At 71.3% G+C, this 12,367-nt stretch carries 13 protein-coding genes and 1 tRNA gene; 9 read left to right on the top strand and 5 right to left on the bottom strand.

Annotated features, from left to right (window positions below):
- Nucleotides 1-14: 14 nt before the first annotated feature.
- Complete coding sequence (locus ACQEVM_RS00670; RefSeq protein ID WP_433073362.1) at nt 15-395, bottom strand: hypothetical protein; 381 nt, start codon at nt 393-395, stop codon at nt 15-17.
- 390 nt (nt 396-785) lie between these two features.
- Here ACQEVM_RS00670 and ACQEVM_RS00665 point away from each other — a divergent pair, with 390 nt between their 5' ends.
- From ACQEVM_RS00665 to ACQEVM_RS00650, 4 genes are all read left to right on the top strand, one after another.
- On the top strand, nt 786-2,129 hold the full coding sequence (locus tag ACQEVM_RS00665) for a cytochrome P450 (protein ID WP_433073359.1): 1,344 nt from the start codon (nt 786-788) through the stop codon (nt 2,127-2,129).
- Nucleotides 2,126-3,049, top strand: coding sequence for a class I SAM-dependent methyltransferase (locus ACQEVM_RS00660; protein WP_433073356.1), 924 nt, complete (start codon nt 2,126-2,128; stop codon nt 3,047-3,049). Before ACQEVM_RS00665 ends, ACQEVM_RS00660 begins: the two co-directional genes overlap by 4 nt.
- Before the next feature lie 42 nt (nt 3,050-3,091).
- Entirely contained in the window at nt 3,092-3,277 is a 186-nt protein-coding gene (locus tag ACQEVM_RS00655) for a hypothetical protein (protein ID WP_433073353.1), read from the top strand.
- A gap of 93 nt (nt 3,278-3,370) precedes the next feature.
- Complete coding sequence (locus ACQEVM_RS00650) at nt 3,371-4,642, top strand: cation:proton antiporter domain-containing protein (RefSeq protein ID WP_433073350.1); 1,272 nt, start codon at nt 3,371-3,373, stop codon at nt 4,640-4,642.
- Between the two features lie 105 nt (nt 4,643-4,747).
- On the opposite strand, the gene ACQEVM_RS00645 is transcribed toward ACQEVM_RS00650, so the two are convergent.
- Both ACQEVM_RS00645 and ACQEVM_RS00640 read right to left on the bottom strand, forming a co-directional pair.
- Entirely contained in the window at nt 4,748-4,945 is a 198-nt protein-coding gene (locus ACQEVM_RS00645; RefSeq protein ID WP_433073347.1) for a GNAT family N-acetyltransferase, read from the bottom strand.
- 458 nt (nt 4,946-5,403) lie between these two features.
- The gene (locus ACQEVM_RS00640; RefSeq protein WP_433073344.1) at nt 5,404-6,342 is read right to left on the bottom strand and encodes an alpha/beta fold hydrolase; all 939 of its coding nucleotides are present in this window, start codon (nt 6,340-6,342) and stop codon (nt 5,404-5,406) included.
- A 128-nt stretch (nt 6,343-6,470) separates the two neighbouring features.
- Here ACQEVM_RS00640 and ACQEVM_RS00635 point away from each other — a divergent pair, with 128 nt between their 5' ends.
- Entirely contained in the window at nt 6,471-7,106 is a 636-nt protein-coding gene (locus ACQEVM_RS00635; RefSeq protein WP_433073340.1) for a TetR/AcrR family transcriptional regulator, read from the top strand.
- Nucleotides 7,107-7,265: 159 nt separating this feature from the next.
- Here ACQEVM_RS00635 and ACQEVM_RS00630 read toward each other — a convergent pair.
- Nucleotides 7,266-7,339 (bottom strand) — tRNA-Gly (locus ACQEVM_RS00630).
- Nucleotides 7,340-7,813: 474 nt separating this feature from the next.
- On the opposite strand from ACQEVM_RS00630, the gene dcd reads away from it, so the two are divergent.
- From dcd to ACQEVM_RS00615, 3 genes are all read left to right on the top strand, one after another.
- Nucleotides 7,814-8,401: a dCTP deaminase gene (dcd, locus tag ACQEVM_RS00625; protein WP_433073336.1), complete on the top strand. Its 588-nt coding sequence runs from the start codon at nt 7,814-7,816 to the stop codon at nt 8,399-8,401.
- Entirely contained in the window at nt 8,398-8,895 is a 498-nt protein-coding gene (locus tag ACQEVM_RS00620; RefSeq protein WP_053675422.1) for a phosphoribosyltransferase, read from the top strand. The genes dcd and ACQEVM_RS00620 overlap by 4 nt, the downstream gene beginning before the upstream one ends.
- A 200-nt stretch (nt 8,896-9,095) precedes the next feature.
- Nucleotides 9,096-9,701: a hypothetical protein gene (locus ACQEVM_RS00615; protein WP_433073333.1), complete on the top strand. Its 606-nt coding sequence runs from the start codon at nt 9,096-9,098 to the stop codon at nt 9,699-9,701.
- A gap of 118 nt (nt 9,702-9,819) precedes the next feature.
- On the opposite strand, the gene ACQEVM_RS00610 is transcribed toward ACQEVM_RS00615, so the two are convergent.
- Complete coding sequence (locus ACQEVM_RS00610; RefSeq protein ID WP_433073330.1) at nt 9,820-10,731, bottom strand: Yip1 family protein; 912 nt, start codon at nt 10,729-10,731, stop codon at nt 9,820-9,822.
- 290 nt (nt 10,732-11,021) lie between these two features.
- Here ACQEVM_RS00610 and ACQEVM_RS00605 point away from each other — a divergent pair, with 290 nt between their 5' ends.
- Nucleotides 11,022-11,810 carry a hypothetical protein gene (locus ACQEVM_RS00605; protein ID WP_433073327.1) on the top strand — a complete coding sequence of 263 codons (789 nt, stop codon included), beginning with the start codon at nt 11,022-11,024 and terminating at the stop codon, nt 11,808-11,810.
- Nucleotides 11,811-12,367: the final 557 nt, after the last annotated feature.

The following is a 12,367-nucleotide window of genomic DNA, read 5'->3' as shown; positions in this document are numbered from 1 at the left end:
GGTGCGAGCGCCTGTCAGGTGCAGCAGCAGCAGGGGCAGCAGCAGTAGTTGCAGGCGTCGAGCACGCCGGCGGCGACATCGGACAGGTCGCCCTCGCTGAGCTCGACGGCGTCGACCGTCGGGGTCGCGGGGATGTGGAACTCGTAGCGACCGGTCTCCAGACCCGTCTCCCACAAGGCGACCTGGACGTCCAGGTCGCCCTGCTCGTGGCCGTCGGGGGCCTGGGTGACGATGACGACCTCGGCACCGGCCGGGAGCTCCAGGCCGGCTTCGGCGAGCGCGGTCCGCGGCTCCGAGGCGAGCTTGGCGGAGAACGCCTCGTCGGACCAGGCGCTGATGAGAACCCGGGTGTAGGAGTTCACGAACTCAGCGCGCTGCTGCGGGTCGAGTGCCATGTGGACTCTCCATTCCTTGCGATTGCTGCGGATTCGGTGCGGCCGCCCAGCCGGCGACGAAGCAAGATTCACACGGCGAGAACCGCCCGGCCAAGACGCAATGAAACGTAATCCGAAGACCCTCGGGCGATGAGTATCCGGCTACTCCCAATAAGCATTGAGCCGATTCTTTCCGGGAGTTACTGTGGCCGAACCACCCGCGCCCGCAGGCACGGTTGCCCTGCCTGCGTAGGCATGCTCTCACGCAGGGCGCCGCACGGCGCCTGCCGGGAGCACAACCGGGGTAATTCCCACGGCGATTACGGAATTACCGATATCCGGTACGTATCGCGGGGCCGGCTTGCGCAGGGGGCGTACGTACATCGGATCAAGCCATCCACGGAGGTTCACGTGACAGCCACCACCGCACCGGCGGGCACCGTCCCACCGGGGCCGGACACCCCTGTGGACATGGCACTCATGCGTGCCGACCCGCTGGCCTTCGTGACCGAAATGAACCGTCGCCACGGCGACATCACCAGCCATGTCGGAGACGGCGAGCGGGTGGTCATGCTGCACCGGCCCGAGCTGGCCAGGCACGTACTGAAGGACAACACCGCCAACTACACGAAGGCCGGCACCCCCGACGACGCGATGCTGCGGCCCCTCCTCGGGAACGGGCTGCTGACCAGCAACGGAGCCGACTGGGTCCGCCAGCGCAGGCAGTGCGCCCCCGCCTTCCGGCGCACCGAGGTCGCCACCTTCGACAGCATCATCACCGAGGAGACCGAAGCCCTCCTGGCGCGCTGGCAGCCGGCCGTGCGGGACGGCAGTGCCCTCCCCGTCGAACACCACCTGACCTCGCTGACCCTGGCGATCCTCACCCGCGCCGTACTCGGCGTGGACCTGGGCGCGGCCGGCGAGGGCTTCGGGCGCGCGGTCGACGCCGCCAACCGGTTCATGGGGCACTACGTACCCACCCCCGACCCGGATCCCGCGGACACGGCGCTGCGGCGCAAGGGATACGTACAGGCGCGCATGTTCCTCCAGTTGATCGCCCGCACCGTCATCGCCTCCCGACGGGCGGTCGCCGGCGGACAACCCCCCGCGCACGGGTCCGCGTCCCTGCTCGACGCGATGATCGGCGAACTGGACGACGAGGAACTGCGCGACCAGGTGCTCACCCTGGTCATGGCGGGCCACGAGACCACGGCCAAGGCCCTGACGTGGACCCTGTACCTGCTCGACCGGCACCCGGAGGAGGCCGAGAAGGTCCGGGCGGAGATCGACGCCGTCCTCGGGGACCGCACGCCCACCGCGGCCGACCTGCCCGACCTGGTGCACTGCCGGCGCGCGATCGAGGAGGCCATGCGCCTCTACCCGCCGGTGTGGCTCATCTCCCGGCGCGCCAAGGGCCCCGACACCGTGGGTGGTTACGAGATCCCCGCCGGGACGCTGGTGTGCGTCAGCCAGTGGGTGCTGCACCGGCACCCCGACTACTGGGACCGGCCCGATGCGTACGTACCCGACCGCTTCGAGGACGCCGACCTGCCCAGCCACCTCTACCTGCCCTTCGGCGGGGGCGAGCGCATCTGCATCGGCCGGCACCTGGCCCTGATCGAGGCCACGCTGGTGCTGGCCGTCCTGATGCGCGCGACCCGCCTCGAACTGGAGCCCGGCTTCCCGGTGGAGCCGGAAGCCCTGGTGACCCTGCGACCCAAGCACGGCATGCGGATGACTGCGAGGCCCCGATGACCACGATTCCCCCGACGGCTGCGCCGGCCCCGACGACCCCGACGGCCCCGACGGCCCCGACGGCCCCGACAGACCCGGGAGGCCGGGCGGGCACCGGCACCGGCACCCGTACCGGCCCGGTCGGCGGCTCGTACGACCCGGCCGCCACCACGGCCGGCGGGCTCACCGGCGAACTGGCCCGCCTGGAGGCCCAGGCCGAGCTGTCGTTCGGCGCCGAGCTGCGCATCCTGCGCGAGGCGGGCCTGGACGCGCACTCCGGCCCGTTCGTCGAGATCGGCGCCGGCTCCGGTGCGGTCACCCGCCGGCTGCGCGCCGCCCTGCCCGGCCTCGCCCACACCGCCGTGGACATCGACGGCGACCTGCTGGCCCACGCCGCCGGCTGCGGAGCCGAACTCCTGGTCGCCGACGGCGCGGCCCTGCCGCTCCCCGACGACTCGGCCGGCTTCGTGCTGCTGCGGTACGTACTCCAGCACCTGGCCGACCCGCAGGCCGTACTCGCCGAGGCCCTGCGCGTGCTGCGGCCCGGCGGGCGGATCGCCGTGACCGAGGTCGACGCCTCCTGTTGGGGCCTGGCCGAGCCCGCCTACCCCGAACTGGCCGAGATCCACGGCAAGTTGGCCCGAGCGCAGACCTCGGCGGGCGGGGACCGGACCGTCGGACGCCGCCTGACCCGGCTGCTGCGCGGCGCGGGCTGTGAGGACGTGGCCCTGCGCCCGTTCGCCACCACCAACGACGACCACCCCGTCGAGGCCTTCGCCCCGCACCTGGGCCCCGGCCGCCTCCAGCCGCTCGTGGCCGCCGGCGTGGTGAGCCTGGGCGAGTTCGCGCTGGCCGCCGACCGCTGGAACCGCTTCCGCGTCGACCCGGACGCGTACGTGATGCTGCTCGGCTTCACCGCCACGGGCACCGCCCCCCACTGACCCGGCCCGAACGCCCGCCCCCTCCGATTGGACCCACCCCCCATGAATCCGAGCCTCAAGATCTTCCTGACCATCTTCTGCTACATCAGCGGCGTGATGGGCGTCGTGACGGCCGTCCTGCACGCCAGCGACCAACCCGCCCAGACCACCGCGGCCGTCATCGCCGGCGGCCTCGGCGTGGTCTTCCTGTTCGCCGGCATGGCACTCAGCCGCCGCCCCCGCCACTGAAGGCCCCGCCACTGAAGGCCCCGCCACGGCCGGTACCCGGCAGCGCCGTACCGAGAAGGGCCGGACCTGTCGGGTCCGGCAGAACGGAACCGCATGTTTCCTCTCGACTCCGTCGGCCACTTCTTCCTCGGTGCGGCCGTCGTCCTCGCCCTGTCGCGGGCCGCGGGCACGCTCGCCGTCCGGGTGGGCCAGCCGCGCGTCATGGGCGAGGTGGTCGCGGGCATCGCCCTCGGCCCCTCGCTCCTGGGCGCGCTCGCCCCCGAGGCGGCGGACTGGCTGTTCCCGGAGGCAGTGCTGCCCATGTTCTCCGGGCTCGCGCAGATCGGCCTGGCGGTGTTCATGTTCTTCACCGGGCAGGAGCTCTGCTCGATGCGGGTGCGGGGCACCGCCCGTCAGGGCCTGCTGATCAGCCAGGCCTCCCTGTTGGTCCCGTTCGCCGGCGGCGCCCTGGCCGCCCTGCCGCTCGCGGACCGCTACACGCCCGCGGGCCTGCCGCAGTCCGTCTTCGTCCTGTTCATCGGATGCGCGATCAGCATCACGGCGTTCCCGGTGCTGGCCCGCATGCTGGAGGACCTGGGCCTCTCCCGCACCCGGCCCGGCCGGCTGAGCCTGTTCGCCGCGGCCGTCGGCGACGGCGGCAGCTGGCTGGCGCTTTCGGCGATCCTCGCGCTGTCCCGGGGCTCCGACCACCGGGACGCGGCCGTGCGCGCCTTGATCGCGGTGGTCGTCGTCGCCGTCTACCTGGGCCCGGTGCGCCGGGCTGCGGCCGGGTGGTTCGCGCGCAAGGGCGAGACCACCGACCCCGCCACCCTCCGGGTCGTGCTCGTCACCGCGATCACCGTCTCCGCGGCACTGACCGCCGCCCTCGGGGTGCACCAGCTCATCGGCGCGTTCCTGGTGGGTCTGGTGTGGCCGGCCGGCAACCCGTTCGCCGTCGCCGCCGCGGAGCCGCCGGCCACCACGTCCAAGACCGTGCTGCTGCCCTTCTTCTTCCTGGGCTTCGGGTTCGGAGTGGACCTGTCGGCCCTGGACCTCTCCTCGGGCGGCGGGCTGGTCCTGCCGGCCCTGCTGGCCGTGGCCGTCCTCGGAAAGATCGGCGGCGCGGGGCTGGCCGCGCGGTACGCGGGCCTGCCCTGGCGGGAGTCGTTCGCTCTGGGCGTGCTGCTGAACACCCGCGGACTGACCGAACTGGTCGTCCTCCAGATCGGCCACGAGGCGGGCATCATCGACGGCCCGCTGCTCGCGACACTCACCCTCGTCGCCCTGGTCACGACCCTGATGACCGGCCCACTGCTGAAACTCGCGGGCCCGACGGCCCCGACACCGCAGACCCACCCCCCACAGCCCGCGACCACCCACCGCTGACCCCCACCCCACCGCCCGCCGCCCGCATACGCAACGGCCCCGGCGCCGCCGCTCAGGCGCACGAGGAGGCCGAAGCCCCTGCCCCGGTACGGTCCTGAGACGACGTCATCCCTCCAGTTCACCGGTCGTGAAGCCGGACCGCGGGCGGCAACCCAGCCGCTGGTACAGCGCGTTGCCGGTGGGATTGCCCGCATCGGTGAACAGGATGACCTGCCCGGCGCCGGCCGCCCGGACATCCTCGGTGACCGCGAAGGCCAAGGCCCCCGCATACCCGCGCCCGCGCAGCCCGGCCGGCGTGTACACGGGCGCCCCCCGGGCCTGCCCCGACACCACGGCGGAACCTCCCGCCGGCGAGCCGGGCCCGCCCCGGCAGCCGCGGTGCCACCGAGGTCAGGGCCGCCGGCTCGAACGGCCGGAGTCCGGGCGGGGCCACGGTCAAGGCCTTGCAGGCGGAGCGCCCCGGGGATGTCTGGCGCACCGCCCCCGTCGGCCGACTGGTGAACGGCTTCGGTACGGGCCCCGAGTACGGGCCCGTCTACGGCGGCGCTCTGCTGCCCCGTACTCCACAGGAAGCCTTCGCCACTGGGCAGTTCAACAAGGTCCCGGTGCTCCAGGGCCCTTTGACCTGCCGGAATGTTCGACAGTGGACCTGTCCCGGGTCCTTCTGCGAGCCCGGTGTTGACCGCTGTTCACCGCCCCTACTACTGGCACGTTCTGGCACGGAGTGGGCGCCGCCGGTGCCGTTTCTCCCTGCCGTACCCCTATGTGTCGACCGCGGCAGGGTCAAGGGAGTCGACGTCCTCCATGAAGGACAGCATCCGGGCGTTGACCACGTCCGGGTGGTCGATCTGCGGGCCGTGCCCGGTCGCCGCGATGATCTCGGCGCGGGCTCCGGGAACGAGGCGCGGTACGCGTTCCAGCTGGCGCTTCGGGTGCACGAGCAGGCTGTGCTTGCCCAGGATGACGTAGAGCGGGATCCGGATGGACCGCAGCGCCTCCTCGGCCAGCGGCAGGGGGGCGGGCCGGCGGATCCGGTAGGCGCGGGCGCCCAGTTGGATCCACTTGCGCATCTCGGGGATGGCGAGGACCGGCTGGTCCAGCCACTTGGCGAGCCGGGGGCGCAGCGCCTTCGGGGCGAAGGTGGCGAACAGGCTCACGAAGATCCAGACGAAGAAGCGCAGGCCGACCTTCTCCAGCCCGCCGGGGTCGAGGGCGGTGACCGAGGCGAGCCGTCCGGGCCGCCGGTGGGCCTGGTTGAGGACGAGCCAGCCGCCGTAGGAGGAGCCGACGAGGTGGACCCGGTCGAGGCCGAGCGCGTCGAGGGCCTCGTCCATCCACTGCGCGGCGCGCTCGGGCTGCCACATCGGTTCGCGGTGGATGCTGCGGTTCGCGTCGCCCGGGGTGTCGAGGGCGTAGACGGGGCGGTCGAGGCTGAGCCCGGGGGTGTTGGGGTACCACATGGCCGAGCTGTAGGCCGCGCCGTGGATCAGGACGATCGGCGTACGGGATGCGGCGGCGGGGTCCGAGGGCCCGTACCGGTAGACGTGGGTGGTGCCGAAGCTCGTCTCGACGTCCGTCTCGGAGCGGGCCGGTGCCCCCATCGCGCGGAGCACGTCATCAGCGGCGAAGTAGCGGTCGCGCAAGGCGTCATTGACATAGCGGCCGACATCGCGGCGTACGCGGGCGGTGTTCTCGGGCACGGCGGCACCTCCTGGAAAGATCCGTTCTTCGTGGTACGACCGTATCACCAATGTGGTACATCGGTACCATGAAAGGGTTCGGGCAGCGGAGCGCGAAACCCACCATCGACAGGCGGAGACACAGGAACATGCCCAAGCGTGTGGATCACGAGCAGCGGCGCGCCCAGATCGCAGAGGCGCTCATCCAGGTCGCGGGGCGGCGCGGACTGCACGCCGTCGGCATGCGCGAGGTGGCGGCCGAGGCGGGAGTGTCACTGCGCCTCGTCCAGTACTACTTCGAGACCAAGGAGAAGCTGCTCTTCTACGGCCTCCGGCACCTGACCGACCGCTTCACCGCGCGGGTGGGCGCCCGCCTGGCCGCCGCCGGTCCGGACCCCGGCCCGCGCGCGACCATCGAGGCACTGCTGTTGGCCTCACTGCCGACCGACGAGGAGAGCCGCACCTTCCACCTCCTCTACAGCTCCTACGCGATCCTGTCCGTGACCGACGGGGCGCTGGCCGCCCAGCCCTTCATCGACAACCCGGACGCCGCGGAGCACGCCCTGACCGGACTTCTCGAACACGCACAGAAGGCAAACCTGGCCGACCCGGCCGCCGACGCGCGCACGGAGGCGATCAGCCTGCTCGCGATGGCGGCGGCCATGGGAACCAGCATCCTGGTGGGCCAGCGAAGTCCGGAGTCGGCGATCGCGGTACTCCATCACAACCTGGACCGGATCTTCACGACTCCCGAAACATCCGAGAGGGCACCTGGCCCGGCCTGACGTACCGCGAGGAACCCTGCGCCGCCATGCGCTCCCCCGCGTCCTCTCCTGCACAACTGCGGCCCACGGAGCGGGCCATGTGGTGCACAGGTGGTGCGGGCGCCAGGAACCGAATCGGGCAACACAAAAGCCCCAGGTCGTTGACCTGGGGCCTTGTCATGGAGCGGATGACGGGAATCGAACCCGCGCTATAAGCTTGGGAAGCTCATGTTCTACCATTAAACTACATCCGCACGGTGGTCCATTTGTCCGGAGCCGTATCGTTGCACACTCTACCCCATGATCGACCCCCGGCGAATCTGCCGCGGGGTCGTCGTTGTGTGTGGGGTACAGCAAGGCGCGTACGAGGGGGAGTTGGGGCGTACCGTAGGGCTTCGGAGCGGCGGCTGGAGTGGGTCCCGGTCATCCCTTAATGTGGCGATTCGTCGCAGTACGGCTGGTTGGGGAAAGGGACTCGATGGAGCACACCGTCGTCCGTTGTGCCGAAGGGCATGTATTCAGCACCGCTTCGTTTCCGCTGCAGCACCTCGGTGCCGGACGGATCGGACCCGGGCGGCTGCTGCGGTGCCCGCGGTGCGCGCGGCTGAGGCATGCGGTGCCCGTCGGCGGCGCAAAGCGTTAGTCGCGGAGGTCGCGGGGCGTCGGCAGGCGCGCGGGGGGCCGCTCTCGATTGGGGGTGGCCCGTGCGCACTGCGTATCCTCGGGGCGTGCTTCTCTCTGACAAAGACATCCGGGCCGAGATCGACAGCGGACGGGTTCGCATTGACCCGTTCGACGAGTCGATGGTGCAGCCCTCCAGCATCGATGTACGTCTCGACCGGTTCTTCCGGGTCTTCGAGAACCACCGGTACGCGCACATCGACCCCGCCACCGAGCAGCCGGATCTGACCCGCATGGTCGAGCCGGACGGGGACGAGGCGTTCATCCTCCACCCGGGCGAGTTCGTGCTCGCCTCCACGTACGAGGTCATCTCGCTGCCCGACGACATCGCCTCCCGGCTGGAGGGGAAGTCCAGTCTGGGGCGCCTCGGTCTGGTGACGCATTCGACGGCCGGGTTCATTGACCCGGGGTTCTCCGGTCACGTGACCCTGGAGCTGTCGAACCTCGCGACGCTGCCGATCAAGCTGTGGCCGGGCATGAAGATCGGGCAGCTGTGTCTGTTCCGGCTCAGCTGCCCCGCGGAGTTCCCGTACGGGAGCGAGCGGTACGGATCCCGTTACCAGGGGCAGCGCGGACCGACTGCCTCGCGTTCCTTCCAGAACTTCCACCGCACCCAGGTGAGGCACGAGGCATGAGCGACGTACGCGAGAACCTGAACTACGAGGGTTTCGGTCGCGCCGTGCGCGAGCTGGCGCAGACCATCGCCGACGACGGCTACGAGCCGGACATCATCCTGAGCATCGCCCGCGGCGGCGTGTTCGTGGCCGGCGGTCTGGCCTACGCGCTCGACTGCAAGAACATCCACCTCGTCAACGTGGAGTTCTACACGGGCGTGGGGACCACTCTGGAGATGCCGGTCATGCTGGCGCCGGTGCCCGAGGCGATCGACTTCACGAACAAGAAGGTCCTCATCGCCGATGACGTGGCCGACACCGGGAAGACGCTCAAGCTCGTCCACGACTTCTGCCTCGGCCATGTCGCCGAGGTGCGCTCCGCCGTCATCTACGAGAAGTCGCACTCGCTCGTGAAGTGCGAGTACGTGTGGAAGAAGACCGACGAGTGGATCAACTTCCCGTGGTCGGTCGAGCCGCCCGTGGTCAAGCGCGAGGGTCAGGTCCTCGACGCCTGACACCTTGCGTCGTGAGGGGGCGCGTACGTGTGATCGCGGGGCCGGGCGTACAGCGCCCGGCCCCGTCGTCATGTCGGGTGTCGTGATGCCGTCGTGCCGTGATGTCGTCGTGTCGTCGTGTCGTCCCGAGGTCCGTCCGCCCCGTCCGTCCACCCCGTCCGTCCTCCCGTCCTTCTCCTCCGACAGCCCCCGGGAGAGTCATGCACGCCACCACCGCGCCCTTCACGCTGCGGGTCTGGAAGGAGGGGGAGGGGTACGAGCGCCGCACGGGATGGCACGGCACCTCGACGGAGTTCGGCGAGATCACGGTGCTCCACCCGAAGGCGGCTTTCGCCGACACCCTCACGAGCGAGGTGCGCGGCGGTCGCGTCCCCTCCGCGCGGTTCTCGGCGAGCGGGCTCCACACGCAGGTCATGACCCGGCCGAGCCTGAACGGCGCGCGACTGACCGTCGCCGACGCCACGGTGTACATGACGCGGAACCGGTGGGCGTTGACGCACCGGGGCCGCTCGCTGCGCCTGAGGTGCATGGGGGACTCGTACCGGCTGACCGCGGTCGGCCGCAAGGAGTACGAGCTGACCAGGGAGCGGGACTCCGAGGACCCCGGTGCCACCGTCCGCGTCCGGCAGTCCGGCATGGGCAAGGGGCGGCGGTTGACGATCAGCGTCACGGGCCTGGCCCTCGGGACCGACATCACGCTCGCGGCGCTCTTCGGCGCGGTCGACCGTGCCGTCCTTATCCGGCGCGGCGCCGTGAGGGCCGGGCTGGCGCGGGCCTTCGGCTTCTACGGGGAGAGCGCCCCCTGACCGCGAGCGCCCTCCGCGGGCGCCGACCGCGTACGAACGGGCGCCGACCGCGTACGAAGGGGCCCGGCGCGCGGGGTGCGCGCCGGGCCCCTTCGTACGTCCGTATCGGGTGCGGCTGTCAGATCGTGCCCAGTTTGATGATGGACAGCAGCGCGATCAGCTGGATCGCGGAGGCGCCCAGGGCCTTGGGCCACGGCAGGTCGTGCGACTTGCTCACCAGCGAGGTGAACAGTGCGCCGGCTGCCAGCCAGGTGACCCAGCCCAGGACCTGGACGACGATGTTGTCGCCGCCGAGGAAGATCGCGAACAGCAGGCGCGGGGCGTCGGTGACGGACATGACCAGCATCGACAGGCCGACCGTCGGCTGCCACGCGCCGTCGCCACCGAGTTGGCGGGCCAGCGTGTGCGTGACCGCGCCCAGGATCATGCCGCAGAGCACGAACGCCACGGCGGCGCTGAGGACGATCGGGACGGCGTTGGCCAGGGTGGCCTTGATGACGTCCTCACGGGTGTCGTCGAGGCCGAAGACCGCGAGGAGTCCGTAGATGAAGGTCACGATCAGCGCCGGCCCCCATACGGGGTAGTCGCGCATCTGCAGGAACGTCGGTCCCGGCCGCATCACGATGCCGCGCAGCAGCTCCTTCCAGGGCAGCCGCGGACCGGCCGGGGCCGCCGCGCCCGCGTGGTAGGTCGCGCCCTGGTTGTACGGGTCCTCGCCGATGGAGAACGCCTGGGTGAAGCCCGGGTTGTTCGCGTACGAGGACTCGTGCGGAGGCTGCTGCTGCCCGTGGTGCGGCTGCTGCTGTTGTCCGTACGGGTCGAAGTACTCGGGCTCGCCGTGGTCCCCGTGCGCGCCCTGCTGCGGCCACTGCTGCTGCGGTGGCGGCCCGCCGGCAGGCGGGTAGGGCTGTCGGCCGTACGGTGCCTGCGGCGGTTGCTGCTGACCGTACGGCTGCTGCCGCGGGGCTTGCGGGCGTTGTTGCGGGGTGCGGTTGTTGTCCCGGCCGCGTCCGATCCTGAATCCAGCCACGTGATCGAAAGTACCTGCTCCGGCGGGTGATGGTGGTCGGGCGGCCGGAACAGGGGGCCTTTGCGGCTGACCTGTGACATCCCCTAGGGGAACCCCGGGGGGTTCTCCCCACCCCTGAGGTTGGTGGGGTTTACGTGGCTGAGGGGCAGTCTGCGGAGGTTCGTTACGTTCTCTACTGAATGCGGAGATATGGGACCCGTAGCTTCGTGAAGGTCGCCGTCACGCCTCACGCACCACGCCTCACGCACCACGCCTCACGAACGTGGAACGAGCACGGAAAGAGTCCCCCCATGCGCAGCACCCGCCCCACCAGCCGCCGTACCGCCTTCCGTACCACCGCCGTCCTCGCCGGCGCGACCGCCGTCCTGGCGCTCCCGGTGGGGGCCGCCTTCGCGGACTCGCCGGCGGCCCCGGAACCGCGGGTGCTGCCCGGTGTGGAGCAGTCGGCCGTGGACCGGCCGATCGCCCCTTCCACCGCGCCGTCCACGAAGCCGGCCCGCGGGTACGTCACCACCGCCAGGCTGGCGGACGGGTCGGTGGCCAGGATCTACGAGGTCGGCGTTGCCCACGTCGAGGCGGACGTCTTCGCCGGGTCCACGAAGCTGGGCACGCTGGCGGGCGGGGACGGACGGCCCGCGTACGGGCAGTACAACGGTCTGCACCTCACCCTCTACCCGAACGGCACCGTGAGCTCGTGGGTCGAGGACGCGCCGCAGCCGCAGCCGCAGCCGCAGCCGCAGCCCCAGTCCAAGTCCAAGTCCAAGCCGAGGCCCGCGGCCGTGCAGGAGAGCGCCGCGCGGATCGTCATGCCGGACGGGAACGTCGCGGAGGCGGTGTACGGCGCGCACGGCAAGCGCGTGGACCTGTCCACGCCGAACGGGCACCGACTGGGCACGATCGACCTGGAACACCCGAACGCGCTGAACGACGGCTGGATGTACAAGCTCGTTCGGGACGGCGGGGACGGCCGGCACGTGAAGTTCGTTGTCATCGACGGCAGGAGCGGCGGCAACAGCTGGGTGTACGACTTCGACAGCGGCAGGCTGATCGAGCGGTACACGGTCGCGACCGGCAAGTAGGCCGTCGCCGTCGTCGTCGAGAGTGTCGCCCTCCGGGCGGTGTGAGCGCCGGCGCCGACCGGAAACAGCGGAACGGCCGGTCCCCCGAGTGGGGGCCGGCCGTTCCTGTGGGTGTACCTACGCCTACTTGGCAGCCTCGGGCTTCGCCTCTTCCGCCGCGGACTCGGCGTCGCCCTTCTCGGCGGGCTTCGCGTCGGCCTTCGCATCGGCCTCCGTCTCGCCCTTCGCGTCGGCTTCGACCTCGGCCTCAGGCGCGGACGCCACCGGCGCCTCGGGCTTCGCCTCGGCCTCAGGCGCGGACGCCTCGGGCTCGGCCGCAGCCTTGGGCTCGGCCTTCGCCTCGGCCTTCGGCTCGGACGCCTCGGCCTGCTCGGGCTTCGCCTCGGCCTCAGGCGCAGACGCCTCGGCCTTCGGCTCGGACGCCTCGGCCTTGGCGTCGGCCTCAGGCGCGGACGCCTCGGGCTTCGCCTCGGCCTCCGCTTCCTCGGCGGCCTCGGCTTCCGCCTTCGCCTTGGCCTCCGCCTCCGCCTTCGCGGCTGCCTCGGCCTTCGCGGCGG

Origin of the sequence: Streptomyces sp. CA-243310 (assembly GCF_050936775.1) — a bacterium.
In the GTDB taxonomy this organism is placed as follows: Bacteria; Actinomycetota; Actinomycetes; order Streptomycetales; family Streptomycetaceae; genus Streptomyces.
This window is presented reverse-complemented; position numbering and strand designations above follow the sequence as displayed.

Coding starts and splice junctions, on each gene's coding strand:
- ACQEVM_RS00605 (WP_433073327.1), top strand. CDS start 11,022: ATGCGCAGCACCCGCCCCACCAGCCGCCGTACCGCCTTCCGTACCACC.
- ACQEVM_RS00650 (WP_433073350.1), top strand. CDS start 3,371: ATGTTTCCTCTCGACTCCGTCGGCCACTTCTTCCTCGGTGCGGCCGTC.
- ACQEVM_RS00655 (WP_433073353.1), top strand. CDS start 3,092: ATGAATCCGAGCCTCAAGATCTTCCTGACCATCTTCTGCTACATCAGC.
- ACQEVM_RS00670 (WP_433073362.1), bottom strand. CDS start 395: ATGGCACTCGACCCGCAGCAGCGCGCTGAGTTCGTGAACTCCTACACC.
- ACQEVM_RS00615 (WP_433073333.1), top strand. CDS start 9,096: ATGCACGCCACCACCGCGCCCTTCACGCTGCGGGTCTGGAAGGAGGGG.
- ACQEVM_RS00660 (WP_433073356.1), top strand. CDS start 2,126: ATGACCACGATTCCCCCGACGGCTGCGCCGGCCCCGACGACCCCGACG.
- ACQEVM_RS00620 (WP_053675422.1), top strand. CDS start 8,398: ATGAGCGACGTACGCGAGAACCTGAACTACGAGGGTTTCGGTCGCGCC.
- ACQEVM_RS00635 (WP_433073340.1), top strand. CDS start 6,471: ATGCCCAAGCGTGTGGATCACGAGCAGCGGCGCGCCCAGATCGCAGAG.